We start from the raw sequence: 24739 nt of genomic DNA on the forward strand, positions 1-24739 counted from the left end.
AAACACCGATCTACATTGTGCTCTCCCCTTTAGGGCGATAAGTTGCGAACTGTGTAGGTCGGCCCTTTAGGGCGACGAGCTTCGAGCTGTGTAGGTCGACCCTTTAGGGCGACATCGAGCATATCGCAAGATTTAACAGGCTAAAACCGCGAGCTACAGGGTGATAATATTAATTCGACATTTGTGTTGCTTGCTTTGACGGACTAAAGTCCGACCTACACGTCGGGCTGAAGTCGCGACCTACATTTTAGTTTTAAGCTACGTGTTTTGAGCTACAAGTTTCGCGTCACGAGTTTCAGGTTTCGAGTTGTTGCAGCGGAGACGATTTACAAATAAACCCGACTGCAAGCAAGGTTAGCGACTTTCAAATATTGTTAATAATACAACCAGATGGTCTCGTACGAGACTCATATAATCTATATCATCTACTAAAAACAATCACATTCAAAAAGTCTACAAATTACTTAGCGAATCAGTAAGCAAAGCTAACAAACAGAAACGAGTAGAGACACTATAAAATAATCTACAATTAAATAAGTAAATAAGTAAATAAGTAAATAAGTAAATAAGTAAATAAGTAAAGTTTGAAATGCGGCCTAAAAACGCTCTACAAAACAGTGTATGATTTTATGATCAAGTTTGTAAATTTCGTCCACTTACTCAATTCTCCGGAGCCAAACTCGAAATACTTTATAATACGTTCAATGGGCTGAATAAGCAGTATATAAATGAAATCAATACACTCAGTATAAAACGCCTTAACAGTCTCGTACGAGACTCATACACTCAAATTGCCCTGTTAATTATTATATAGCTAGTCTCTTATTCGTTCATTTAACAAAATAATCGCAACGCAACTTGCAGGTCTCGTACGAGACCTTTGTGAAAAGTTACACACTTATCTAACCTAATAACAAAGTATATGTATGTTCAAATACTGACTTCAGGCAAGATTAAAACAAGCATGGCTCAGAACTAAGGCAGTTAAAGGAAATATTAAGTTTAAAATGATGGGGGCTGTTTGTCTTTCGAGTACAATTTTTTTCCTAACTGAACGTTTTCATATCGCGGCGCGGGGGCTGTAGTATAGTTATACTGTGTGAGTATTTTCACCCATTAGCCAAACAAAGAGTTGGAAGCGTTCAGGTCGCACGATCTGCATTGCATAAAAATTAACACACAAAATTCTAATCCGAACGCAAGATAACAAACAAGTCTGATACAGTTAATTTACGATTATTCGTATAACTGAAGTTGCTATTTAAGCTTATCCGAATTAATTCCTCCGTTTGACTTATGTACTTAATCAACTTACCCACTTAATTAAGTTACAATAAATGAGTCTCGTACGAGACCAATCTTAAAGAAACTCCAAAGGGTTTGAGAAAAAACAACATGCTGAGAGATCTAAACCAAGAAATTGATTTAAACAAATTAGGGAAACCACCCTACTTAGATCTATCTAACCTAAACCAAAATATTGAAGTAGAGCAGTTTAATAACTCACAAATTTTGTTTTACCAAGCCGCTAAAGAACTAAAGGCAGATAACGAACATATTGTTTCATTAAACAAAATTGCTGATAGAGTAGGGCGTAAATTAATAACCGTACGTTTGCTTGCTTTAGAGCTTTGTGAACAAGGTATTCTAGTGCGCAACAAGTGCAAGGGTAGGGGCAATAAGCCCATCGATTTGTTTACTTTCGCAAAAAACCAGAGTGTAGATTTATTCCTTAAGCAAAACGTTAACCATCAAAAACGACTGAAACATTTTACGGAACTGTTTTGTGGCAACTGGGTAGGGCTGTTGCTGACGGAACGTAAATCAACAAAAATCAAAATATTAACTGACGCTATTGATGCGAAAACAACTGACAAGATAGATTACTTTGATTTGGTTATATTTGTAAAATTACTAGCGCGAGTACACGAATATAAAATTAGCCAACTTGAATTATATAAAGATGGTGAAATAGCCTCTGCTGACATGTTAAACAGCAAAATCACTTTAGATGTTTCTGCTGTTCACAAAGATCAAAAACACCTACTTTCAAGATTGCAAAAGTTATCTGAGCTTAAAATAAGTTACCAACTCGACCGATATTTTTTTTATAGCCGATTTATACAATTAAACTGGATATGCCAAGAACAAAATCAATTATGGATTGAGTTTGAATTAAGTGCATCGACAGTCGCGAGTCTAGTTGAATCAAGTTATAAAAACGCCTTTAAACTAATAGAATTTTGGCAAAATTTAGAAACTGACACACACAAAAATCGTCTAAAAATTTGGCTAATTCTATATTTTGTTTTAAATAATAAGCAAAAAATAAGTATGAGTTTGACGGAACTTACTGACTTAATCGGGCTGGGGAGTCATTTAGACCAGGCGTTAACTAAGGAGCTAAAGGACGGGCTAATTATTAGATTTCAAAAAGCGCATGAAAACACCGAGTTAAGTAAACACCTAAATATCAAGCAAATTAGTAGATTTAAATTACTATTAGATAATGGTATTTTTATTTGTGAAGCGAACTAAAAAGCTTAACTAAATATTGAGTCTCGTACGAGACTATCAGAAAAGGAAACATTTATGAGTTGGTTTTTTGATACACAGTTTAAAGCTATCAAACAACAAACACTTGCGTCATATCAAAAACTAACCGGCAAAGCCGCCGTGTTTTCTAAAGTCATAAGCGGTTTGCCTCTACTCGCATCAGCTGAAGTGTCGACAGATACAAAATACGATGACAAACACTATTTTGTAATTCCATTCAAATTATCAGAACATGGTGTCGCATTACACACAATGAGGTCTTTACCTGAAGGTGTGCCGGAATTCAACGACCTGCCCAAACGAAGAATATTCCATTTCGCCAACCCGCATGGCGAAGCTCAATTAAAAGAATTATTGCTGAAACAAGCGATTGATACAGTAACAGAAAAATCACAGGGGAATATCAGTACCTTAGAATCACTCGCCGACAGCATAGATGCAATCGATAGCAAATTAACTTATGGAATGTTATTAGTAGGCGGATTGGCTGCTCTAGTTAATCCGATATTGGGTGCAGGTATTGCTGCAAAAGCGATTATTCCAAGTGCATCGGGATTGCTCAACAAACACGGAATTCGCCCACTTGGAGAAAAACTAACGCAAAAACAACTTGAAACTGAAATCAATCAAGCACAAAAAAATATTCAGGCACAATTTTCTGAAGCAAACACATTAAAAATAATTAACCCTATTTTGCAAGAATTAGAATTCACCCTAAACACAACAGAGCAACAACACGACCCTCTAATAGATTTTGATCTTTCAAAACTTAATATTGAAGAACTTGCTGAAAATTATTGGCGTGAACACACAATAACAGCCATCAAGCATGTATACAACGAAGTGCTAAAAAACCCCAAGCTGCAAACTAAAGCACACTTGGAAGCAAAAACGCTGCGTTGGTTAAAGGTAATGTTGACCCAGCAAAGTTAATAACACTCATTCTTGCTGTAAAACTTAAACCACTTATGCAAAAATAGCCCGCTTGTTGTCACTGTTAAAAGCATTATGAACCCACTCGAAAAACTACCACCTATCTTAAAAAAAGATTTAGACTGCAATTTATGTGTCTGCAATGAAGTGATTAAAATTGATATTATCGAGGCAATTGCCAGTGGCGCAATGTCGATTGAAGAGGTAAGACGACAAACCTATGCAACAGACGGTAATGGCTGCTGTAAACAACAAGTTAGCCGCCTGATTGAATGTATTCACGATATTGAACTTCTCTAAACTTGTCGCTTTAATAAGGCAGGGTTAAGCAACAAGAATAGAGAAGTTTAAATAATCAACCGCACTATTTAGCGATAATTTTTAATACCTGAGCATGTTCAGTTGCAGGCTCAGCAGGTAAAACAACTTTTAAACCATTGGCGGTTTGTTCAAATTGTATTTCAGCCGAACTGCCCAGCATTTCAATTTTTGCGATTTCTTGTGGGTAATTTTTCGCATTAATCGATTTAACTGTAATAGTTTCACCCGCACCCGGCCAAGCTAACAAGGTCGCAAAGAGCGCTTCTTCATTTTTGGTAAATCGAATGTCTTTATGGGTGAAATCTTTACGATGTTTTTCAGCATCGTTTGAGTGTTTACCGTCAATCACTTCGGTTTCACCTTCACCAAAAGTAACCCAAGGACGCGTTGAATAAATGGCTTCACCATTTACCTTTAGCCAGTCACCAATTTCTTTAAGCAGTTTAACTTCCGCTTCTGGAATGGTGCCGTCAGGTTTTGGCCCAATATTTAATAACAAGGAACCATTTTTACTCACGATATCAATTAAGTCATCAACCAGTGAATTTGCAGTCCGGTATTTGTGGTTAGTTACATAACCCCAAGATGTTTTAGAAACAGAAGTATCGGTTTGCCAGAAATATTCACGCGTATCGGATAATTGACCACGCTCTATATCTAACACAGCAGAGCCATCCGGATACGAGCGCATATCACCATGTTCTTTATAGTTAATGGCTGGCATATTTTCCCAGCTAACGCCCTTGTTATAATAATAACTGGTGAATAATTTGACATGCTCATGAAACGGCTCTGATGCCATCCACCAGTCAAACCAAATCAGTTCAGGCTCATACTTATCAACAATTTCAATTGTTCGTACTAACCAATCGTCCATAAACGCTTGATCCGGAGGCGTTTCGCCATTTTCAGATGCTTCTTTGTCCATTGCCGGGCCATATAAATCTCGGTATGCATCATCTTGAACGTCTGAAGGCATTGTGCGCCCTCGTCCGAAGAACCACCAGTTTTCAGCGCGGTGGCTGGATAAACCAAAATGAATATCTGTTTTATCGGTAGCTTCTTTTAACTCAGCAATAATATCTCGTTTGGGCCCCATTTCAGTCGAGTCCCAGCGTGTATAACTGTTGTCATACATTGAGAAACCATCATGATGCTCAGCAACCGGAACTATGTATTTTGCACCTGAGTCTTCAATAATTTTTAACCACTGATCCGCATCAAACTTTTCAGCTTTAAACATAGGAATAAAATCTTTATAGCCAAATTCGGTTACCGGCCCATAATTTTCAACATGATGTTTATGATAATCCCAGTAATCCGCGTCATACATCCAGCGTGGATACCACTCCCCATTGTGCGCAGGAACGGAATAGACCCCCCAGTGAATAAAGATGCCGAATTTAGCATCCTGATACCATGCTGGAATTTCGTATTGTGAAAATGAATCCCACTCAGGTTTGAATGGACCTTTATTCGCAACCGTTTTGATTTCTTCTAATTTAGTCTCAATCCGCTTAGCAAGGTTTTGCTCGTTTTGTTGAGCCGCCTGTTGTGCAGGTTGATTGTTTTTATCTGAACCACAAGCGGTCAATAACAAACCTAAAGACATTGCGATACTGGTGCTTAAAACAGATTTTTTAAAATATTTCATAATTAAACTCTGGTTTTTAGTTATCAATATGTTAACCAATCATACTTTGAAAATAAAAACACATCAAATATAAATTAATGTTTTTATATTTACCCCAATAATTTATTTGTAATTTATCTAGCTTATTGAGCTCTGATGACGACCTCTGCTGATTGCAACTGCCCCATTTTCGCGCTTACGTTTATTTCACCGGTTTGTGAATTAGACTGCAAAAGCAGGGTGGCTCTACCGCGATCAGTTATCAGCTTAGATGAAAGCACATCTTGAATATTGTATTCGCTACCGTTATCTACCGCTAAAATGCGGGCAGGCCCGTCAACCGTAAACTCAACTTTTTGTTGAGCATCTGCAACCCAGTTGCCGTGTTGATCCAGTAATTTTAAATGCAGATAAACGGTGTCATATCCGTCTGCTTTAATTTGGCTTTTCTCAGCCTCAAGCGCGATCTGCTCTATCGAAGACGGAGTATTTAAAATACTTTCAGTCACTTTTTTGCCCTGATTGTAACCAACCACTTTTAACTCGCCTTGCTGATAGGGCACTCGCCACTTGATCACTCTGTCGTCAAAATCAGTTAACGTTTTTTCACCTAATGAACGACCATTTAAAAATAGTTCAGCTGATTCAGTATTCGTGTAGCTTTGCACTATCACCTGTTCATTTGGCTTATAGCGCCAAATAGGTTCTACGTCGTACCATTCCCACATTCTGATTTTATCCCAAATATGTGGCGGGTAAGTACGAGGGGTAAATGTCCAACCGGCATTTTTGTCGTAGCTAAACTCTGATTTTTGCGCAGCCGTTGTCCCCAACCATATCTTAGGTTTGCTTTGCCACAAGGTTTCAAAAAAATGCCCGCGCGGTGTTTTATTACCGGCAAAATCAAACAGTGAAATGTTCAGTCCCATTCGTGGTAGCGGGCCAGCTTCCCCTTTATAAGCAAACCCAGTCCAGATAAAAATACCTGCAACATAGTCTTTATCTTTTGCATCACGCCACTCTCGCCATGCCCCCCAGTTTTCTGAGCCGTAAATAATTTTATTCGGGTAAGTTTCATGTGCTTTTTGATACGCTGCCGCGCGATAGTTAAAACCCACTAAATCAAGAGCATCGGCATAGCCAGTCGCAAAACCAACGGAAGGATGTGTCAATCCTGCCGTTACAGGGCGACTCGTATCCACTTCTTTAACCCATTTAGATAACTGATTGGCAATCACAACTAGGTTATCGACCTGATCAGGATTATATTTCTCTATTTTTTTCATGATGCGTGATTTAGAAAAATCCGGTGCATCTTCATAATAACTGGTGCCATCTTCATGGTGCGATACGGCTTTGGGGTAATAAGGGTAAGTCCATTCTATTTCGTTGCCAATACTCCACATTATGATAGACGGATGATTAAAATCTCTTTTAATAAAGTCTTTTAAATCACGTTCAGCCCAAACATTAAAGTGTTCGGCGTATGACTTTGCAGCCTCGCCCGATGCTTTGTTGTCGCCTAAATACGCTTTGCTTTTCTTTTTTGCCCTGTCCCAATCGTCAAATGCTTCAGCATTCACTAAAAAGCCCATTTCATCGGCCAGTTGCAAAATTTCCGGTGCATGTGGGTTGTGGGATAATCGTAGTGCATTAACACCGATAGACTTCAGTTTGTCTAAACGACTGCGCCATACACTTTTTGGCACTGCCGCACCAACCGCGCCTGCATCGTGATGTAAATTAACGCCTTTTATTTTGATATTATGGTTATTTAAGAAAAATCCATTGTTTGCATCAAAACGAATATCGCGTATACCAAACGTGGCGGTATCCAAGCCAATTATCTTGCCTTTATAAAAAACAGTAACTTGCGCTGTATGTAAAGCAGGGTGCTTAAGCGACCACAAAGCAGGCTTTGTTATCTCAATTTCCTGCTTAACAAAATTCTTCGCTTTTAACTTTACGTCTTGACTAGATGCTTGAATCTTTTCGCCGTAAGGATCAAATATTGTGGTCGTAACTTGAACAGTATCGCCCTGCGCAATCTCAGCATTAATCGATGTACGGATCTTAACTTTGGCATTTTCTGTTGAAACTTCAGGCGTAGTAATTTGAATGCCCCACTGCGGAATATAAATGGGGTTAGCTTTCACTAAACGTACGTTTCGATAAATACCCGAGCCGGTATACCAGCGAGAATCTGCGTAAGCGGTACGGTTAACCCGCACCGCGATTAGGTTTTGTTGCCCATCATAATTTAAATACTGGCTTAAATTAACCTGAAAACTAGCATATCCGTAAGGTCTCCCCCCCACGTGATGGCCATTAACCCAAATATCTGAATTGTTATAAATACCATCAAATTCAAGCCAAATTACTTTCCCTTGCTCCTGCTCAGATAGATTAAAAGTTTTGCGATACCATCCAATCCCGCCGAGTTTAAAACCTGTGCTGGCTGCACCTTCTTTTGTATAAGGCAATGCAACCGACCAATCATGAGGCAATCTAACTTGTTGCCAGTGGTTATCCTTGTATGCAGGTTGATGCGCGGCTTGCTGTTTGTGCAAACTGAATCGCCAGCCATGATTAAAATCTAAAACTTCTTTAGCATTAAGTAGCGGATTGAACACTAAACAGACTAAAGCTATAACAAAATAGGTATATTTCTTCACTTTCACAAACTCACCATTAAAACATTTAAATCAAATTTAAATGTTATTTCATTGTTAATATACTCTAATCCTTTTATAAAATATCAAGCTCTTGCTTTTTATTCAGAATTCAGCGGACTTTTAAGTAGTCAAGGCGACATTTGTGTATTAAATTATCTATTTTTTGTATGATGCTTTTAAAAAATTAAATTCATAGGCAAAAAACCAGCGAAATCTATGTTTAAATAACGTTTAAATCACGCTTTTAAATTAAAATATAAAAACATAAAATCAAATGCAAATATAATGAGTGAGAAAAAATGAGCTTTATTAAATCAACCAGTGCCGCAATCATTATGATGAATGTCAGCTTTTGGACGACCACCAGCGTTAACAGTGCACCTGACACGCAACAGATTTCCCCACAAGAAACCGAATATTGGACGCCGGTTCCGCAAAAAGTCAATCCGGATCCGGTGCCATCAGATGCAATTGTTTTATTTGATGGCGCGCACACTAACAAGTGGCAACACCCAGATAAAAGTGCCGTTCAATGGACTTTAGAAGATGGCATACTCACCACGAAAAGTGGCACTAAAAGCATACAAACAAAAGAGAACTTTTGTGATATACAACTGCATTTAGAATTTAAAGCGCCCAAACACACAGGTAAACCAATCGGCCAACGGCAAGGCAACAGTGGTATTTATATTCAAGGCCGATACGAAGTACAAATTCTCGATTCGTACGACAATCCGACCTATGTCAATGGCCAAGCGGCTTCGGTTTACAAACAAAGCCCGCCACTAGTCAATGCGAGCAGACCCTCTGGTCACTGGCAAAGCTACGATATTATTTTTCATGCACCCGAATTTAATGACGCGGGCGATATCACCGAAAAAGCAACCGTGACCGTATTACATAACGGCGTATTAGTACAAGATCATTTCGAGATTCAAGGAGGTACGCGTTATAGAGGGTATCCGGAATATAAAAAACATGGGTGCGCACCAATCGTTTTACAAAATCACGGCCAAGTGGTGAGCTTTAGAAATATCTGGGTTAGAAAATTGTAGACAAAATTTTTAAAACAATTGTGTCATTTATTTAATGTACTTACATCAGGGTATAGAGCAACAATAAACATTAGGTAGATGTACATGAAGTATAGTTTTTTATTTAAATTTGCTTTTTTATCTTCGGTACTCGCATTGGGCGTCGCGTGTTCGATAAAAACAGCAACAAACGGGGAAGCAACCCAAACGCTGAAACATCAGGATAAATACACTTATATTAATCAAAAAAGTACGCCCAATATATTGTGGATTATCACAGATGATCAGAGACCGGACTCGGTCTCTGCTTATAACCAAGCTGTTTTTGGTACTAAAAACAGCCCACTGGGGTACGTTGAATCGCCCAATGTTGACGCCTTAGCAAAAGAAGGTATTTTATTTACCCGCGCTTTTACCAATTCGCCTGTATGCGGGCCTTCACGCGGTACGCTTTCAACGGGTCGATATCCATTTAGAAATGGTCACTATGCGTTTGAATTAACCCACCAAAATCCAGATTTTGTGACACCGACTGTCTCTCAAACACTTAGAGACAAAGGTTACGGCACCGCAGTGTTTGGCAAAGAAGACTCGTATATTTTTAAATGGGGTCCGGGTCAGGGATTTCATGACGCTAACCTGTTCGACTATAAAGTACACTTTAAGCATGACTTACAAGCAAACGGGTTAGGTGAGTTATTTGTTAAAGCCGGATATGACTACACGAGCGGCAGCCCTGTGATGGCGGGTTTAAAAGAGAATGTAGTTTATCCAAATGGTGAAAAACGCGCTTATTATTTAAAGCGTAAAACAGGCGAGTTAACGCAAGATGATCTTGCGCAAAAACAGCAAACAACTGAAGAGTTTGAGCTTTTACGCGCTTATACCCGCAGTCAGAAAGATCTCATTTTAGGCGGAGTCAATCCAAAACCGGCGGGTGAAACCGTAGATGCCTATATCGTAAAAGAATTACAAAATTATTTAGCACATGCTGACCAAACCTTTAAAACCAGTTGGGGCAAACAAGCACAAGGCGCAGACACTTCACAACCGCAATTTATTCAATTGGGCTTTCACCTGCCGCATACCCCCGTCTTGCCGCCTAAAGAATTCAGAGACAGATTTAAAGACAAAATTTACGATATCCCTGAATTTGAAAAATCAGAGCTTCAATATCTGCCAAAACAGCTAAAAAGCGTCTACAACGCGATGAAAACAGACGATATGAGCTATCAAGAAAAACAACAAGCCATTCGGGACTATTATGCGTTTTGCGCCTATGGTGATGCCCTGATTGGTCAAGCCGTAGCGTCTTTTAAAGACTATAGCGAAGCCAACAATCAACCTTATTTAATTGTTTTTACCGTCGGTGATCATGGCTGGCATCTTGGTGAGCAGGGCATAACGGCCAAATTTGGCCCTTGGATTCAGTCGGTTGAAAATGCAGCAATCATTGTTAGCTCTGACAAAAGTCTGGTTCCAGCGGGCAAAATAAACCGCAAAATGGTCGAGTTTGTTGATTTTTCGCCGACCATTTTGGCCAGTGCGGGCGTTGACATCAAACAACCAGAGTTTGCATATTTAGACGGCTTTAACCTGCTGGATGTAATGAACAATCAAGCACCAAGACGCGATTATATTCTCGGTGAAATTAACCTTGTCGGCGGCCCGCGTGCCTATATGCACACTGAAAGATTTAGATTTTCAATGCGCACGCGCCCGTTTAATGGGCCTGTAAGCGCTGATTATCTGGGCAAAGATCTAAAATGGCCACTGAATGTGTCGGCAGAAGAAGCTGAATTGGCACTTTATGATTTAGCGGTAGATCCAAATGAGCAAAGAAACCTTGCGTACCATCCAAAATATGCGCCACTAGCCAATTGGTTTAGGCATAGGCTGGGCAATATTGTGTTGGGGGATGGTCGGGTTGAGGCTGATTGGTCTCAGGCAAATGCTTATCACATCAGCAATTTTGCAAAAGGTGCGGACAATAAAATTGCCAACATACCGGCAAAATTAATTCCACCGGCTCGTGCGTTTAAATAATGTGCAGAGCACATAAAGGAACACATTCGAACCACTAATTTAGGTAAATCAGGCAAATAACAAGGACGCTCATTTGCCTTTATACACGCCACTTGGCATTGGAGTTGTTTATGAATACTCACAAAATAAGTTCAGTTCAAAATCAGATAGAAAATGTGCTCAGAGATCAAATTCTTTCTGGTGCACTTCAGCCTGGCAATAAAATAACCGCACAGGAATTAGCCAGTCAGTTAGGGTTATCCAGAACACCGGTACAAACGGCATTAAAAGCGTTAATTAAAGAAGGTTTAATTGAAAACCGCACCGTTAATGCAAATTATGTTGCCGACGCGCCAAGTGATAGCAACAAAATGTTATTGAACAATATCAAAAAACAAGTTGAAGATTTCTGCTTGCAACAGTTCAGGTTAAACTATTCGGCCGACGATATTAAAGAATTAGAAGCCTACCACCTAGAGGCAAAAAGAGCGTTATCAACTCACGATAGTTTAAGCTTTATCAATGGCTGCATGGCGTTTCACAAACACTATATTGATGCAGCGGGGCAAGATATGACAAATATCTGGTATCCCATTGCTTTGCGCTTACGTTTGGGTGATGGTAAGCCAGTCTATAACGAAAAAGAATTGCTTAGCATAGAAGACATTCTGCATGACTTAAAAGGGCAAGCAGAAAGTCAGGCAAGTTAGTTTACTTTGGGTTTTTCAATACGAATTTGACTTCGATATGACAATCCCCCATTACAGTGGGTGATTCCGAATGGTCAAGGGGAACTAGGGCGTGTTTATCTTTGTATTATTTTTGAGCAATAGGCTATTTTAATCATTAACAAAGCAGAATGAGTGGGGTTTAGTCATTCTAAATAAACGAATTCTAATGCCGTTAAGGGTTAAAATAGCCATTGCCCTTCGGGCTGAGGCCAAAATGGTCTTATGCAGCGTTAGAAATAACTTATTTAGATGACTAAACTTCATTATTTCTGCCTTGCCTAAGACCATTTTTTCTCTCAGCTCAAATTATAAACAAAGATAAACACGCCCTAGAGTAGAATACAAAAAACGGCCTTTCGGCCGTTTTTTATTATCAAAACAAATTCAGCTCAGCTTATTTATTTACCAGCTTCAACTTAAACTGGTATTGATAATTTCCAGATTTAACCTGATATTTGTCCAGCGGCGCGCCCAGCGCTGTCCACGAGTCCGTGCCACCCACACCCGATTGAATTAAATCAATATTCAATGTTTGGTAACCTTGTTCAACTAAATCATACGTATGATCGGCTTGATCAAGATTGTCCTGCGACCATGGCCAAATAGACATGCTTAAAGGCTGTTTGCCGTCAATCACCAAGCTTTGTTGGCTGTTATTATGGGTTAACTTCCACCAGTCAATATCAGTACGGTTACCGTTTTCCTGCGGCACGATATAGTGGTAAATCATATCTGCGGTCTCTGCCTGATAGATGCCAATTTCCGCCGCTGAATTTCTATCGCTATAGTTTTCAAACGGACCGCGTCCATAATAGGTTACTTGGTTAAAGTTTTGCGCAATTCCCGTTTGCATGCCAAAACGTTTCATTGGCGGCAACTCTGCGTCAGTCTGTAAGTTAACACTTACTTTTATCTCACCCTGATCATTTATGAGATAACTGTGTTCTACTTTAATGTGCTGATCCAACGCATGGCTGATAGCCACTTGAACGCCTTGTGCATTTTGTCGGTAAACAAAGTTCTGCAGCGTTAGTTTATCAGCCGCCGTTTTCCAAAAAGCCAGAGTTTGATGCGATTTCCATGCACCTTTATCATTGTCCGTTTGTGCTCGCCAAAAGTTTGGTTTTAACGGCGCAACCAAAATAGCTTGCTTATTTTCACCCGAGGCTGAATTATCAGCAGCAAAGTGGCTATCAACAGAGGTTAAGTAGCCATTTTGTTTGTCAAACTCAATGGTGAAATCTTTCGCTTCAATGATCAACCTGCCAGCCTGTTCAGTTACTTTTAAACGCGCGGCTTGTTTTGTGCTTATATCAATGGGTTTTTGATACCAATCTGTTAGCTCAAATTTCTCTTTCGCCACTTCGTAACCAGCATCCGACCAAAGGTTATCTTCTGTCGTTTGCACCGATAAACGTAACCAATAACGCACACCCGGTTCAATTGCTGGTTTAGTTAAGGATAATTGCAACGTTTTAGATTGTTGTGGTGCGAGATCTAATGCAGGCAAAACCGAGGTTGCAATAACCTGATTATCTGCCATTAACTGCCAACTAATCTGATACTGCTGCAAATTAGTGTGGAACAAACGATTGGTTAATTTAATTTTACCTTGCGTCAAATCCACCGCATTAAAGTGCACTGGCTGAAAAACATATTTGGCATGATGCAATTCTGGCGTTGGGTTACCATATGAATCAACAATACCATTTTGGTTAAACGCTTTTGAATTGGGTGTGTCGCCAAAATCACCACCGTAGGCTAAATAAGTTTCACCGGACTCGGTTTGATGCTCTAAGCCTTGGTCCATCCAATCCCAGATATATCCGCCAATTAAGTTTTTGCGTGACCAAATCAGTTGCCAGAACTCATCTAAATTGCCCAATGAGTTACCCATCGCATGTTCGTATTCGCACATTAAGATAGGTCTTTTAATATAAGGGCTATCAGATAAACCTTTTAAATAGTCAACGCTTGGATACATGCGGCTGATCACATCCACATAACTCGGATCGGTCGGATTCGCCATCGGTGTTAAACGACCCAGTGCTTCCATTTTTTCCGGTACCCAATACCAACCACGAGGAGGCTGAATAAAATCTGGGTGCTCGGGTTGGCCCTGAGCGCCTTCATAATGCACAAAACGGCTACTGTCATAGTCTTTTATCCAGCCTGCAGCAGCGGCATGCGCCGGCCCCATGCCAGACTCATTACCCAACGACCAGGAAATAATAGACGGATGGTTTTTATCGCGTTCAACCATGCGCATAATTCTATCCATTATGGCTGGTACCCAAGCCGGGCTGTTGGAAAATTGACCACCAAATAAATGGCTTTCAACATTCGCTTCGTCCATGACATACAAACCATAACGATCGCACAATTCTAAAAAGTAAGGGTCGTTTGGATAATGCGCCGTTCGAACTGAATTAAAATTAAACTGTTTCATGAGTTTAACGTCATTTTCCATATCCGCACGGGTCAATGCTTTGCCGCGTATAGCATTATGATCATGACGGTTTGCACCGATGATTTTAATACTTTTGCCATTAACCAATAACTCACCGGTTTGTTCGTCTATTTTTACGTCGCGAAAACCCACTTTGTTACTTTTTGCTTCAACCAGTTCACCTTTGTCATTATAAAGTGACAGCACAAGCGTATATAAGTTAGGACTTTCTGCACTCCAGAGTTTAGGTTTATCAACTTTTAAATTGATTAAATCAAACTGAATAATTTCACGTTGCGGATAAGCCTGCATAACCAAATCAGCATTTATTTGGTGGGGCTGTTTAAATACCGCCTGATCATTCAAATACAACTGGCTTTTTACCGTCCAACCTTTCAGTTTACTGTTATCACTGACGGTTAAAAACGGGCGCACCTGAAGCTCGGCACTTTGATAATCGGCGGCAAGTTTAGGACGGGCAAAATAGTCTCTAATAGCGACTTTAGGGCGCGCCAACAGCAGCACTTCACGATGAATGCCACTGATTTTCCACATATCCTGACCTTCTAAATAACTGCCGTCACTCCAACGCATCACCTGTAGCGCGAGTTTATTTTCGCCCGCTTTTACATAAGGTGTCACATCAAATTCAGCCGGTAGTCGACTGCCCTGACTGTAACCCACTTTATGGCCGTTAACCCACACATAAAATGCCGATGAAACCCCACCGAAATGTATGATGACTTGTTTATCTTGCCAGTTATCCGGTACTTCAAATGATTTGATATATTTGCTAACCGGATTCGCTAAACTGATTTTAGGTGTGGTATCCGGTAACGGTGAGCTCCCCCCATTTGAATAAAAAGGGAGCTGAGTATTGGTGTAATACGGGATACCATAACCGTGCAGCTCGATGTTAGAAGGCACGGGAAGCGTCTTCCAGCCACTGGCATCAAAATCAGGCCGGGTGAAAGACTGATCGATATTTTCGTCATCAGGCTGATAACTGAATAACCAATCGCCATTTAAGTTAATTAAATGACTATTTTCACGATCCATCACACGTGCTTCATCAACACTTGCATATGAGTAGGGCACCGCTCGGGTTGGCAGGCGATTACGTGAAATAATCTCAGGCGCTTCCCAATCTTTATGCGTGACTTGAGCAGAGTCAGTATGCGTTTGGTTACCTGAATTTGAACTGATTGCACAAGCAGTCAAATTTAGTCCCAACAAACATACAAGGGTTAATTTAATTTTCATTGTATTTCCAACTATTCGCCTCGGTTATGGTTTTTCATTTATCCAGCATTTACTGATTAAAACGATTTAATTCAACAGAGCTTTCAAATACCTGCATAGTGACACTAGAAACAAAACCACCGGCATCTGGAAACTGTACTTTCACCAGATTGTTTTGTTGCAGCGCACTGTACGGTACAGGCACTTCAATCACACCAAAAAAGCTATCACGCGTGTCTTGGCTGTAACCTCTAAAATCACTGGGTACGGGGATTTCTGTACCATTTACTGTAACACTCGGTGTTAAAGATAAATTATGCGCGCGACCTATCCCTAAACGTAAAACCGCTTCACCATTGGCGGTGCCTTTTTGTACTGAATTGATTGCGAAATCAACTGCCGTATTGGCTTTAATCGGCTGCTTGAATTTATCAGCATAGTATTTAGTTTCGGTCATCTCTTCATTAATGGTTAATGCTGAAGCGTAATCTACTTTCAAAATTACGGTTGCAAAGGCATTGACAGTAAACTCAGTTGTGTCTTTTGTTAAATCACCTTGATCATGTACCGGCGCATTTTGTGCTTCATCAAAATATAAGTGTTTATAGCTAATGCCATTAACCGGCGTGTTATGTTTATCTATTAAATTAAAGTTAAAGGTGACGTCTTCATGCTCTAGATTATTGACGATAAAATACAAGGTGTTGCCATCAATATAGGCATCGGTCTGCAAATCTAAATCAGACGGTTTGCTATCAACGCGTTTACCCTTTACGTCCGACCATAACTCGTAGAATTTTTTCAGCTCAGAGTAAACCCAATTACCGCCATTATCAGTAACATTAATGCTACCATCGAGCTCTTCTTCTAAGACAAATAAGCGGGACGGGTAGCGATGTCCTTCCTCATCGACCCCATTGTTACCTGACCACAAAGCTTTAAGGATAAAAAATGGCATTGACGTCATAATTTGATCCGGCTTATCCATTAACTGCATCATGATTGAAGAAAAAGAGCGTAAATTCCACCAGTCTTCTTTTTTAGAATAAGGTGTACTTTTATAAAACGGAGAGTAAAACCCATACTCAGAAATCACCCAAGGTTTAGCTTCGCCAACTTGCAATACGCTGTAGTGTTCAATCATATCGAGTATTGCTTCAATGTTTGCACCCGATCTAAACATCGCTTCGCTATTGTTGTGGCCATCGTATAAATGTATGGAATAAAAATCGACGGCGTCACCTGCATTATCGATAAAGGTTTTCCACGTATTATCAAACAAGTCAAAGTTTGAATTATTGGCTTCTAGCGCTGGATAAGCGGCGGTATAGCCCCCCACTTTGATACCGGGGTGATCCTGGTGTAAACGTTCGGCGACCACCTTATGTAGCTCTGTAATATTGGCATTGCTTGAATTTAAATCGTCTGAGTGAACAAAAGGTTCGTTCATTACCTCTATGATTTGAGGTTTCTTTTCACCCGTAGTCCCCCCGTCACCAAAGTACTTGCTTAACCACTCGCTGACAAAACGGGCGTACTCATCATAACCAGCAACCCAATCATTTCCGTAACAGTTTGTAGCGCTGCAGGTATCATATTCTTTATGCGGATACATAGACGGTTGACCACCGTACATCATATTGCTCATTCTGTTTTCAAACTGATGTTCAAAAGTATCATTTGCATAATTATTTTTGGTTTGATTACCAAATGTTGTCATTTGCGCATCATCAACCACACCATTTACCGCAGTATCTTTAAGGCGATTGAGCTGCCAGGGCAAAACGCCGTTATTTCGCCCATAATAAACATCATAATCTTCGATAAATTGTTTTTGGGTTTGATTATCAGGCCATTCATTGTCTCGGGTTCCAATATGCATCGTGATATAGCGGCTACGGTCAAACGAATCAACCCCGCCTTTTTTATGACTAAGATTTAAATTAACATCAACCTGATACTCAACAGAATCGGTTGTCACAACAAAATCACGTGACAGTGTGCCTATGGTCAGTGTTACTTTTTGACTTGTGCCGTATTGTTGCGCGGCCGTTGTGCGCAAAACAATGTTCTGACCATTTTTAACAAATCCATTTTCACTAGTGAATTCACCACCCGCGATAGAATATTCTCCGCCTTGAACGGAAACTGCGGTTTTTACATTAATGCCCGTTACCGAAATAGGTGAACTTTGTACCTGTTCGCCCGGCGTGACAGCTTGCATTTCAGCGATACTGAATACCTCGGGTGTGGTGTCTGGTGTAACTTGCACAGGCTCGTCTGTATTGGAATTGTTTGAATCTTGACTACTACTGCTACCACAAGCTGTAACTGACAAGGCAAAAATAATAGATAAACTGAGTTGAGATAAGCGAATTTTGTTGCACTTTTTCATAATATACTCTCTAAGTTAAACGTTTCTAAACTTCCCCGCAAATTCATATAGAGAATATTCATTTTATATACAAATGCAAGTTATTTAAATCCATATGCTTATCTGAACCTCATTGCTAAGATACATGTTTCTTTATATATCAATAGTATAGATTTAAATCCACCCTAAAGTGTAAATTGTTGACAACAATTTAACCAATGTTAACAATCAAATCAACCAGTTTATATATTAGGTTATCGTGGATAACATGTAATAAATTCCTCCAGCCTAATACTTTGTATTATTTGCGTTTTGTTAATTCAGTCGTAACCAGCAATACCTGGCAGACAAAATATATCACCGATGCTAGCGCTGGCAGAAAACCAAGACTCATATATAAAAATTGATGCTCACAAGCAAACCTGATAGCATTGTTAACAGTTTGCATTATTTGTTAGCCAATTTTAAATTAAGGGGAAGGGTTGTGTTATTAAAAAAACAAATCGCACTGAGCTTATTCAGTTTAGTGATCCTATGCGGGTGCGGCGGTGGTTCAGGCTCAACGGCAAAGGATGAAACTGATACAACCATTGAAGATACGGATATGGATGGCATTGCCGACGCACAAGATGCATGCCCTAATGAAGCAGGGATCTCAGCCAACAATGGATGCCCAGACAAAGATACAGACCAAGACACTGTTATTGACCGGTTAGACAACTGCCCTAACGAAGCGGGCAATGCAGATAATCAGGGTTGTCCGGTTATTGCACAAAAAGACACAGATTCAGACGGCATAATGGATGAGGATGATGCCTGTGTTGAACAAAAAGGGCCGGAAAGTTTAGCTGGCTGCCCATACCCTAAAGATGATGATTATGATGGTGTTGCAAACACCGACGATAATTGCCCGCAAGTAAAAGGCGTGGCAGAGCATCAAGGTTGTCCGGCTCCAGAACCGGATACCGCATACTACGTTTCGTTACAAGGTGATGATGCAAATGATGGTTCAAAAGAAAACCCCTTTAAAACATTTGCCAAAGCTCAGTCAGTGATGCAACCGGGTGATACCTGTATTGTCAGAGGCGGGGTATATCACGAAGTACTTAAAATTGATGCAAATGGCACGGAACAAGCACCGATTTTGTTTCAAGCCGCCAATGGTGAAGATGTTTATTTAAAAGGTACCCAAACAGTCAATAACTGGCAGTTGCACGAAGGTCGTATTTATAAAACCCAAGTTAAAATGTCGTTGGGCGATACCCATAATCAGGTTTATCACCAAGGCAAAATAATGGATTTAGCCCGATGGCCGAACAATACTGACGATGATAGGTTTACCATCGATGCTCACCCAATAGATGGCGGAGATGGCTCAGTGATCGAAGCGAGTGGTTTACCGGATAATTTAACAGATGGTTATGTATGGTATTTAGGGGCACACTCAGGCACCAGTTGGACACGTAAAATAACCGATCAACAACCCGGTAAACTTTATTACCAAGCCATTGATATTAACAAGTGGCCTTTTTCGCCACATAACCCAAGCATTTACCGTAACGAGAACTATGGCCGTTTGTATGTGTTCGGCAAGCTGAATTTGTTAGATCACGCCAATGAATGGTTTTATGACGCGCAAACTGAAACTTTATATTTACAAACCGCCAATGGTGAAAAACCAGCAGATGATACGGTCGAAATTGCTACACAAAAAGACGCGATAATCATTAATGGTGAGCACGTTGAAGTGCGTGCTTTTAAAGTATTTGGTGCAGGTATTGTGGTGAACGGCAATTACGCAAAAGTAACCGACAACATCATTACGCACGGACGTGAACGATTAGATGAACTGGATAATACAGATGCCCAAGTGGGAGATGGTTCAATTTTAGTCAGTGCGCATCATGCCACTATAGCCGGCAATATATTAGAACACGGCTCACTGGTTGCTATTAATATCTTAGGTTGGGGCGGAAAAGGGGTTGGCTCAATTGTCAAAAACAATGTCATCCGCTATTTTAATTCAGTGGGTATACACGCATCAGCAATCAGAACCGGCGCGGATAACGTCAAAATATTAAAAAATACCATTTCACATTTTGGGCGTGATGGTATTTTTTATCCGGGCCAAAATGGTGAAATCGCCTATAACGACGTTTCACACGGAATGCTGATCAATAACGACGGCGGTGTATTTTATACTGTCGGCAATAACGATTTAAAAAATACCTCAATTCACCATAATTGGTTTCATGACTCTTACGGCCCTGACTACGCCGATGGTCGTGCGGCCGGTATTTATTTAGACAATAACAGTAAAGGTTATTTGGTACACCACAACGTGGTCTGGAATGTGACCTGGTCTGGCTTACAATTAAACTGGGCCATTTGGCAAAACGATATGTATCACAACACCTTATGGAATCCTGGAAATGCGATGGATGCATGGGTAAATGGTTACGAGCAAAAAGATAACCGAGTATGGAATAATTACTCAAGCAAAGCCGATTGGTTGAAAACCGCGGCCTACGACTTACAAAATAACATTATTGACAGCGAATCGCCTTTTATGGATGCGGAGGGCGGAAACTTTATGCCTAAACCCGATAGTGTATTAATTGATGCTGCGATGGATATCAGTGGATTTGCTAAAAATGTTGTGGGTGAAGCACCTGATGTCGGCGCGTATGAAAGAGGCTCTGTACAATGGACGGCAGGCGTACATGCAATTATCGACCAAGAGTAGGGACTAGGAGCAAGTACTAGAAGCAAGTACTAGAAGTAAGCTTCCAGAGTAAGAAAAATAATAAATAGAACGCATTAGATTAATACAATTAACGCACTGGGCGAGTTAACATCATTTTCAGTAGTTCGCTCGCCCCGTTCGCTTGCGCCATAGGCTATATTAACAGTATGAAACTGGCGGACTTTAGCGGCCTTCTTTCTTATTTTCATACATTACAGTGTCAGCTTGCGCAATCATATCCTCCAGAGATAACTCTGAATCATACGCAAAGCTTGCCACTCCGCAGGTATATTCAATACGGTAAGGTTTGTTAATCGCCTGATTCATAGCGTCCATTTCAGTTTTAAAGCGTTCCATAATAATTTCAATGCCTTGTTCATCGGTATCCGATAACAGAACAACAAACTCATCCCCGCCGAGTCTGCCTATCACATCACTTTCGCGAAAAACACTGCGCATCACCTCGGCAAACTGCCGTAACGCAAAATCACCTTCATGATGTCCATGATTATCATTAATAGGTTTGAAGTCATTCAGATCAAACAAAATCACTGACATAGGCGTTTGTTTACGGCGACACACCTTTTGACTATGCTCAGCGAGTGTCAAAAAGCCCCTTCGGTTCGATATCAATGTTAACTCATCTAGTGTGGCTAATTGAATTGATCTAATCTCTTGCTCAATCATAGCGCCTAAGTCATTTAATAATTGGACATCTTCTTTATTTAAGTGCTTTGGTTTTGAATCGATTAGACATAGTGTTCCCAAGTAGATGCCGTGTCGCAACTTCAGCGGATACCCTGCATAAAATCGAATATTGGGTGCATCTGTCACTAAAGGATTATCAGCAAACCGCTCATCTTCAATAGCGTTTGGAATGATGAATAATCCCTCTTGGTTGATAGCGTGACCACAAAATGATATTTCGCGTGGTGTCTCAGATGCATCTAAACCTTGCTTAGATTTAAACCACTGTCTGTTCTCATCAATCAAGCTCACCAGTGAAATTTCTACACCAAAAATACGTTTAGCCATTCGGGTGACGCGATCAAATCTTTCTTCATGAGACGTATCAAGAATTTCAAGTGTTCTTAATGCATGAAGCCGCTCTGCTTCATTTTCTGGTAATTCAGGTTTAATCATTTCTATGCCAAATGCCAATATCACAGATTATATTAAACTAAGTATAGAATGTTCTCAGCTTTTAGCAGACTCGAAAAGTTTTAAAATCACTTTATCTGAAACTATTATAATAGGGCACCAATATACGAGGATAAACATTGACGTAGCGCTTTAAGCAAACCCTTAGCCGATAAAGGTTTAATGAGGGAATATACCAACCGCTTCTTCTATGCGAGATTTTAGTTCAGGCTCATCAATTTTTGCAATCCAACTACGGTAGGTTTCGGGTGACTTGCGGGCCAGTTCTTGCGCGGTTGCATAAATCGCCATATAACGACTTTCAGGGTTTTCTATCTTTTCCGCCCATTCTAGTACTTGTTCTGGATTGCTTTCTTTATGCTGGTGAACATACTGACTGATCACTCTGTCATATGCAGGCCGGTGCGCTTGAATACTCAGGTAATTTAGTAATCCGTTGGGATCGGTTTGCAGCCATTGCTCAAGTGCACCATATAGCAATGACTCTTTATTTTTGATATTCGGCATGCTCGCAATTGTGTCTGCGACCCAGGCCGAGTCTGCTTTATTCTTCATCATCTGCCGCCCGACGGAGGGTGTAGCTTTTAGTGCAATGCTAGTGTGTTTGTCTTGGCTTATAAAGGCTATCAGGGTAGTTGGGCTCATATGACTGGCGTGATAACTTAATAGGCCAGCGGCAACATCCTCATATAAAAAATGCGCTTGACTGTTTTTGAACATTTCTAAGTGGCTGATACTATCAATAATATCAGGGTATTGCGCAAAGTGCGTCACCAAAAGCCTGCCGATACGACGCCCGCTAAAAATCAAATAATCGAGATTTTTCAGCGCTTCCAGTGCAGCCTGTTCATCTTCTGCTAACAGCTCTGTCAGCTTTTTAAGTAGCTCGTTGTCATTTGAACTTTCGCTCATCTGCTGCAAATAATAATCGGCTTTGGATAAAGCATTCTGCTTGCTCTCTTTTTCCACAGTGTTTTGTTGAATTGGCTGGCTTTGTCGCTTTTCTAATGGTGGTACTTGCGATAATTTGTGGTGGGTTAGCGCCGGATTGTCGCTAAATTTTACGGACAAATAAGACCCAATAATAAAGGTTATCAATAATAGGGCAGACGTTTTAATAATGCTCTGTTTATTCATTTTTATCACAAATCTTTGTTTTTAAGTAAAAGATAAGAAGCAGCATTATCATGCCGCTTCTTATTTTATTTAGCGGTTAAGCATGCCGTTAAGCGCAACACTTATAGCCGCATTTTAAGGTTGGCCCCAGCCATAAAAGAATTTCGCCCACTTGTCTCCTGTCGTCCAAAAATCATTATTAGCATCCGTCCCCCAAAGTTTATGGTTAGCATCAGCTTCCGCCACGCCAACAGTTCGTACATAAACCGGTGGGTTAACACCTGCGCCTAAACTTACTTCTTCATCTTGAAAACGCCAGTCTTGAATATCTTTTCCAACTAAATGATTAGACGGAAATCCCATATATTTATTCTGTTTTGCCAGCACAGTTTTAATGGCACCTTGGGTTTTATGCCCGAAACTTGCCGATATATGGCTAGAATCCGTGACTATCTCACCGTCCACTCTATAAATATTGATGTCGTTATCGATAATTTTGATATCACTGGATTTAGCTTCGAAGTGGATCATATTGATATAGTTTTTACGATATCGACCCCCTTTAAAACTATTACCTTGACCAAGCTTTCCGATGAAAACATTTTTGACGCGATTAAACCCAACATTAAAAGTTGAAAGCGCATCAAAATTATTGTTAAGCACTTCACTGTCTAAAAAGTCGATAGGGCCTGGACCGTTTTGCGGATCGGCAGTATGTGCGTAGTTTCCATAGTCAAAAGTGAAACCGCGCGCCGAGCAAAAATTTTTGGCTTTCCATTGGTAAGCAACAATATGGTTGTTTTTTATCACCATTTTACTATCCAGTGCAGTTTCAGAGGGTGCTGTGCTGGCACTTTCGGCGCTGTTTATAATGCCGCGCCCACCGGTTAGCGTACTGTTACTCAGTGTTAATCCATGTGGTAATCTATCTCTGTCGTAATTAATCACCACATTCACTTTATCCACCTTTACATCGTCGACTGTCAGCGTTTTGCCAGAACCGACACTGATCCCCATTTCGACCCCCGTCGCCACTCGGGTGCCTTCACCGTCAACACTTGAAACATTGTTTTTTAACAGTGGCCAATTAGAAGCAGTTAAGTGAATGTTTTTAATGGTGACATCATCCGCTACAACCCGAAAAATAGATGAATTGGGCGCATTAACATCTATTTTATTGCTATCGGTAACCGGATTCATATCGTTCCAGTTTCCAGGTGCTGTTGTTGTATAGTTTGCATGCGTTTTGGTGAAGGTACGCATACCCGAAGCATCATCAATTCCGATAATTGTGAGGCCTTTAGTTGTGATCGTTAGATTGGCCGTGGTTGTTAAGGTTTGGTCAAAATTAATCGTGCCATACAGGCCAGCAGCATTTTGCGCATTATTAAACTCCCCCCAACTCAGCACACCATCTGAGCCACTATAACTGCTTATATTGACAGTAGCAGCTTTAACCGACAACGCCGCGAACGATAGCGCGGCTATCGTAAGGGTTTGAGCTAAGCACTTATATTTACTTAATTTATTAGATTTAAACATGATTAACTTCCTTATTATTGTAAACAAGATTTATTCGAGTTCCAATCGACCGCTTGTACTGATGCGCACGCTAACAAACTGCCGCTAAGCGTTAACAATTTATTCATTTTATATCCTTTGTTGGTGTAAGTTTTTAAACTTAATTACCATTTAAATGATGATTATTAACAATTATCATTTAAACACAAACACCCGTCAAGG

14 protein-coding genes are annotated in these 24739 nt (G+C 40.3%); 7 read left to right on the forward strand and 7 right to left on the reverse strand.

Going from position 1 to position 24739, the window contains the following annotated elements:
* Window positions 1-1395 precede the first annotated feature (1395 nt).
* From FNT16_RS18590 to FNT16_RS18600, 3 genes are all read left to right on the forward strand, one after another.
* A complete protein-coding gene (locus tag FNT16_RS18590; RefSeq protein WP_143873350.1) occupies window positions 1396-2538 on the forward strand; it encodes a hypothetical protein in 1143 nt (380 codons plus the stop codon).
* A 54-nt stretch (window positions 2539-2592) separates the two neighbouring features.
* Window positions 2593-3489 (forward strand): hypothetical protein, encoded by an 897-nt coding sequence (locus FNT16_RS20910; protein WP_246072579.1) that lies wholly within the window; start codon window positions 2593-2595, stop codon window positions 3487-3489.
* Between the two features lie 75 nt (window positions 3490-3564).
* Complete coding sequence (locus FNT16_RS18600; protein ID WP_143873352.1) at window positions 3565-3789, forward strand: (2Fe-2S)-binding protein; 225 nt, start codon at window positions 3565-3567, stop codon at window positions 3787-3789.
* A 64-nt stretch (window positions 3790-3853) separates the two neighbouring features.
* Here FNT16_RS18600 and FNT16_RS18605 read toward each other — a convergent pair whose 3' ends face one another.
* Window positions 3854-5464, reverse strand: coding sequence for an alpha-L-fucosidase (locus FNT16_RS18605; RefSeq protein ID WP_143873354.1), 1611 nt, complete (start codon window positions 5462-5464; stop codon window positions 3854-3856).
* 122 nt (window positions 5465-5586) lie between these two features.
* On the reverse strand, window positions 5587-8124 hold the full coding sequence (locus FNT16_RS18610) for a glycoside hydrolase family 2 TIM barrel-domain containing protein (protein ID WP_246072580.1): 2538 nt from the start codon (window positions 8122-8124) through the stop codon (window positions 5587-5589).
* Window positions 8125-8417: 293 nt separating this feature from the next.
* Here FNT16_RS18610 and FNT16_RS18615 point away from each other — a divergent pair, with 293 nt between their 5' ends.
* The 3 genes from FNT16_RS18615 (at window position 8418) to FNT16_RS18625 (ending at window position 11887) form a co-directional block, all read left to right on the forward strand.
* On the forward strand, window positions 8418-9173 hold the full coding sequence (locus FNT16_RS18615; protein WP_221935102.1) for a 3-keto-disaccharide hydrolase: 756 nt from the start codon (window positions 8418-8420) through the stop codon (window positions 9171-9173).
* Window positions 9174-9257: 84 nt separating this feature from the next.
* The gene (locus tag FNT16_RS18620; RefSeq protein WP_143873356.1) at window positions 9258-11198 is read left to right on the forward strand and encodes a sulfatase-like hydrolase/transferase; all 1941 of its coding nucleotides are present in this window, start codon (window positions 9258-9260) and stop codon (window positions 11196-11198) included.
* Between the two features lie 110 nt (window positions 11199-11308).
* Complete coding sequence (locus FNT16_RS18625; RefSeq protein WP_143873358.1) at window positions 11309-11887, forward strand: GntR family transcriptional regulator; 579 nt, start codon at window positions 11309-11311, stop codon at window positions 11885-11887.
* Window positions 11888-12302: 415 nt separating this feature from the next.
* On the opposite strand, the gene FNT16_RS18630 is transcribed toward FNT16_RS18625, so the two are convergent.
* Together FNT16_RS18630 and FNT16_RS18635 are read right to left on the reverse strand one after the other, a co-directional pair.
* Entirely contained in the window at window positions 12303-15620 is a 3318-nt protein-coding gene (locus FNT16_RS18630) for a glycoside hydrolase family 2 TIM barrel-domain containing protein (protein WP_143873360.1), read from the reverse strand.
* Between the two features lie 49 nt (window positions 15621-15669).
* Window positions 15670-17994: a hypothetical protein gene (locus FNT16_RS18635; protein WP_143873362.1), complete on the reverse strand. Its 2325-nt coding sequence runs from the start codon at window positions 17992-17994 to the stop codon at window positions 15670-15672.
* Window positions 17995-18457: 463 nt separating this feature from the next.
* On the opposite strand from FNT16_RS18635, the gene FNT16_RS18640 reads away from it, so the two are divergent.
* Window positions 18458-20719, forward strand: a complete 2262-nt coding sequence (locus FNT16_RS18640; RefSeq protein WP_185976805.1) for a right-handed parallel beta-helix repeat-containing protein — start codon at window positions 18458-18460, stop codon at window positions 20717-20719.
* Window positions 20720-20902: 183 nt separating this feature from the next.
* On the opposite strand, the gene FNT16_RS18645 is transcribed toward FNT16_RS18640, so the two are convergent.
* From FNT16_RS18645 to FNT16_RS18655, 3 genes are all read right to left on the reverse strand, one after another.
* Window positions 20903-21862 carry a sensor domain-containing diguanylate cyclase gene (locus FNT16_RS18645; RefSeq protein ID WP_143873366.1) on the reverse strand — a complete coding sequence of 320 codons (960 nt, stop codon included), beginning with the start codon at window positions 21860-21862 and terminating at the stop codon, window positions 20903-20905.
* A gap of 177 nt (window positions 21863-22039) precedes the next feature.
* A complete protein-coding gene (locus FNT16_RS18650) occupies window positions 22040-22951 on the reverse strand; it encodes a hypothetical protein (protein ID WP_143873368.1) in 912 nt (303 codons plus the stop codon).
* A 180-nt stretch (window positions 22952-23131) separates the two neighbouring features.
* Window positions 23132-24538 (reverse strand): hypothetical protein, encoded by a 1407-nt coding sequence (locus FNT16_RS18655; RefSeq protein ID WP_143873370.1) that lies wholly within the window; start codon window positions 24536-24538, stop codon window positions 23132-23134.
* Window positions 24539-24739: the final 201 nt, after the last annotated feature.

The organism is Catenovulum sediminis, from assembly GCF_007289895.1.
In the GTDB taxonomy this organism is placed as follows: domain Bacteria; phylum Pseudomonadota; class Gammaproteobacteria; order Enterobacterales; family Alteromonadaceae; genus Catenovulum; species Catenovulum sediminis.

Excerpts from the sequence above, each read along its gene's own strand:
- FNT16_RS18590 (WP_143873350.1), top strand. The coding sequence starts at position 1,396 with ATGCTGAGAGATCTAAACCAAGAAATTGATTTAAACAAATTAGGGAAA.
- FNT16_RS20910 (WP_246072579.1), top strand. The coding sequence starts at position 2,593 with ATGAGTTGGTTTTTTGATACACAGTTTAAAGCTATCAAACAACAAACA.
- FNT16_RS18600 (WP_143873352.1), top strand. The coding sequence starts at position 3,565 with ATGAACCCACTCGAAAAACTACCACCTATCTTAAAAAAAGATTTAGAC.
- FNT16_RS18605 (WP_143873354.1), bottom strand. The coding sequence starts at position 5,464 with ATGAAATATTTTAAAAAATCTGTTTTAAGCACCAGTATCGCAATGTCT.
- FNT16_RS18615 (WP_221935102.1), top strand. The coding sequence starts at position 8,418 with ATGAGCTTTATTAAATCAACCAGTGCCGCAATCATTATGATGAATGTC.
- FNT16_RS18620 (WP_143873356.1), top strand. The coding sequence starts at position 9,258 with ATGAAGTATAGTTTTTTATTTAAATTTGCTTTTTTATCTTCGGTACTC.
- FNT16_RS18625 (WP_143873358.1), top strand. The coding sequence starts at position 11,309 with ATGAATACTCACAAAATAAGTTCAGTTCAAAATCAGATAGAAAATGTG.
- FNT16_RS18630 (WP_143873360.1), bottom strand. The coding sequence starts at position 15,620 with ATGAAAATTAAATTAACCCTTGTATGTTTGTTGGGACTAAATTTGACT.
- FNT16_RS18635 (WP_143873362.1), bottom strand. The coding sequence starts at position 17,994 with ATGAAAAAGTGCAACAAAATTCGCTTATCTCAACTCAGTTTATCTATT.
- FNT16_RS18645 (WP_143873366.1), bottom strand. The coding sequence starts at position 21,862 with ATGATTAAACCTGAATTACCAGAAAATGAAGCAGAGCGGCTTCATGCA.
- FNT16_RS18655 (WP_143873370.1), bottom strand. The coding sequence starts at position 24,538 with ATGTTTAAATCTAATAAATTAAGTAAATATAAGTGCTTAGCTCAAACC.